The following is a 2745-nucleotide window of genomic DNA, read 5'->3' on the forward strand; positions in this document are numbered from 1 at the left end:
CACGCCTCGGGCGCCGCCGGCTCCTCGCGCCGGGCCGGCGCACCCAGCAGGGCCTGGGCCAGCGTGTCCAGCCGGCCGATGCCGGCCACGAAGCGGCTCAGGCTCTCGAAGTTGTCCACGATCAGCGAGACGGCGGCCAGCACCGCCGCGAACGCGCCGGCCGCCTGGATGGCGCGGCCCACCTCCATGTCGCCGGAGAGCACCGCATCGGCCAGGATGATGGCGGGAATCACCACCGTGAGCTGGCTGAACGCGCGCTGGAACAGGTTGAGCGAGCGCTGGCGCTTGATGAGCCGCGCGTAGTTGGTGAACACCGCCTGGAAGCTGTGGTCCAGCTGCGCGCGCTCCTGCGATTCGCCGCGGTAGAACGCGATCGACTCGGCGTTCTCGCGCAGCCGCATCAGCCCGAAGCGGAAATCCGCCTCGCGCCGCAGCTGCCAGAAATTGAGGCGGATGAGCGGCGCGCCGAACACCCACAGCGCCACCACCGTGCCCAGCAGGGCATACACCGCCAGAAAGGCCACGAGCACCTTGGAGATCGACCACAGCACGGTGCTGAAGGCCACCAGCTGCATGCCCGCGCCGACGAAGATCAGCAGGAAGTGCGTGGAGCGGCCGGTGAAGGTGTTGATGTCCTCGCTGATGCGCTGGTCGGGGTTGTCGATGCCGCCCTGCGTGTTCAGCTCGTAGTAGCGCCGGCCGCCCAGGTAGCCGTCCAGGAAGCGGTGCGTGAGCCAGCGCCGCCAGTGGTTGGAGAACGCATCGCGCATGTAGTAGTAGAAGGCGTACACCGGCACGGCGAAGCCCAGCACCAGCAGGCAGGTGCGCACCGCGTCCCAGAAGCGGTCGCGGTCCTTGGCGGCCAGGGCCGAGGTCATCTCGCCGGTGCGGTCGATCAGCATGACGGCCAGCTGCGTCTCGCACAGCATCAGCAGCACCAGCAGGCCGAGCAGGGACCAGGCCGCGACCTTCTTGTCGCCGAGCCAGTACGGCTTGGCCACGCTCATGAACTGGCGCCAGGCGGCGGCGGAAAAAGTGGGAGCGCGCCGGGAAGCGGCGAGGGGGGCGGCGGGGGCGGGTGCCGCGGTGGCTGCCGCGGGGTGCGCAGCGGCAGAAGCAGAGGAAGACATGCAGGCGGTAGGAAAGGAAAGGCGGGAGCGCTGCGGCGAAGATAGGCTGCGCGCAGGCGGGGGGCTGTCGGACGCGGCCCACGGCCGGCTACGGAAACGCACGCGACCCGGGGGAGCGCGGCCGCTCGGGCGCACAGGGGGGAGGGGGTTACAGTGCCGGCTGTTTTCTTTTCGGGTTTCCCCCGCATCCCGCCCATGTCCAATCTCATCGTGCACGGAGGCACGCCGCTGCGTGGCCGCATCACGCCCTCCGCCAACAAGAACGCCGTGCTGCCCGTGCTGTGCGCCACGCTGCTGACCCAGGCGCCGCTCACACTGCACGGCGTGCCCGACATCACCGACGTGCGCAAGATCCTGGACATCTTCCGCACCCTGGGCAGCGACGTGCGCATGGACCACGCCAGCGGCACGCTGGAACTGCACCACAAGGACACCGCGTTCGACGCCGCCGCCCACCGCCTGCCCGAGGAGATGCGATCGTCCATCATGCTGGTGCCGCCGCTGCTGGCGCGCTTCGGCGTGGCGCGGCTCGAAGACAACGTGAAGGGCTGCACGCTCGGCGTGCGCGAGATCGATCCGCACGTGGAGGTGTTCCGCAGCTTCGGCGGCGCGGTGGAGCGCGCGCAGGGCTCGCTGCTCGTGCGCTGCGCCGGGCCGCTGCACGCCACCCACCACTGGCTCGACTACGCCTCGGTCACCACGACCGAGAACTTCGTGCTGTGCGCTGCCTCGGCCAGCGGCGTGTCCACGCTCAACAACGCCGCGTCGGAGCCGCACGTGCAGGAGTTCTGCCGCTTCATGGCCATGCTGGGCGTGCGCATCGACGGCATCGGCACCTCGCGCCTCACGGTGCACGGCGGCGCGGCGCTGGGCGGTGGCGAGTTCCGCTTCGACGAGGACTTCCACGAGATCACCACCTTCCTGGCCCTCGGGGCCATCACGGGCGGCGACGTGGTGGTGCGCAACAGCGCGCCGGAGAACTTCCCGTTGATTGACCGCACCTTCGCCAAGTTCGGCGTGCGCATCGAGCATGCGGACGGCTGGTCGCGCGCGCACCGCGAGGGGCCGCTCACCGTGCAGACGCCCTTCACCAGCAACGTGCTGACCAAGGTGGAGGCCGCGCCCTGGCCCTACTTTCCCGTGGACCTGCTGCCCATCTTCATCGCGCTGGGCGTGCGGGCGCAGGGCAACGCGATGTTCTGGAACAAGGTGTACGACGGGGCGCTGGGCTGGACGGGCGAGCTGTCGAAGTTCGGCGCGCACGTGTTCTCGTCCGACCCGCACCGCATCGTGACCTTCGGCGGCAATGCGCTCACGCCCGCCGTGGTGGAGAGCCCCTACATCATCCGCGTGGCCATCGCCCTGTTCATGGTGGCCGCCAGCATCGACGGGCGCTCGGAGATCCGCAACGCCACGCCCATCCGGCGCGCGCACCCGCGCTTCGTGGAGAACCTGCGCAGCCTGGGCGTGCAGGTGGAGTGGACGAGCGAGGAGTGACCGCGCCCAGGCGCCCTCTGCGCCTGGGTGGGGGCGGTCAGGGCGCCAGCAGGTCGTAGGCGGCGCGCACGCGCTGCAGGTCGCGGCCCAGGCGCCGGCTCGGCGGCAGGTGGCGCAG

General features: G+C 70.5%; 2 protein-coding genes. One reads left to right on the forward strand and one right to left on the reverse strand.

Annotated elements, in window-relative coordinates; all coding sequences use genetic code 11:
• The coding region (locus AC27IO_RS22560) for an SbmA/BacA-like family transporter (protein WP_498740874.1) at window positions 1–1007 on the reverse strand (1007 nt) is incomplete at its 3' end.
• A gap of 318 nt (window positions 1008–1325) precedes the next feature.
• Here AC27IO_RS22560 and AC27IO_RS22565 point away from each other — a divergent pair.
• Window positions 1326–2627 (forward strand): UDP-N-acetylglucosamine 1-carboxyvinyltransferase, encoded by a 1302-nt coding sequence (locus tag AC27IO_RS22565; RefSeq protein ID WP_498740876.1) that lies wholly within the window; start codon window positions 1326–1328, stop codon window positions 2625–2627.
• Window positions 2628–2745 lie beyond the last annotated feature (118 nt).

The sequence above is a fragment of the Acidovorax sp. KNOB132 genome (assembly GCF_057541515.1).

Bases quoted from the DNA above. Each gene is read 5' to 3' on its own strand.
- AC27IO_RS22565 (WP_498740876.1), top strand. From the start codon at position 1,326: ATGTCCAATCTCATCGTGCACGGAGGCACGCCGCTGCGTGGCCGCATC.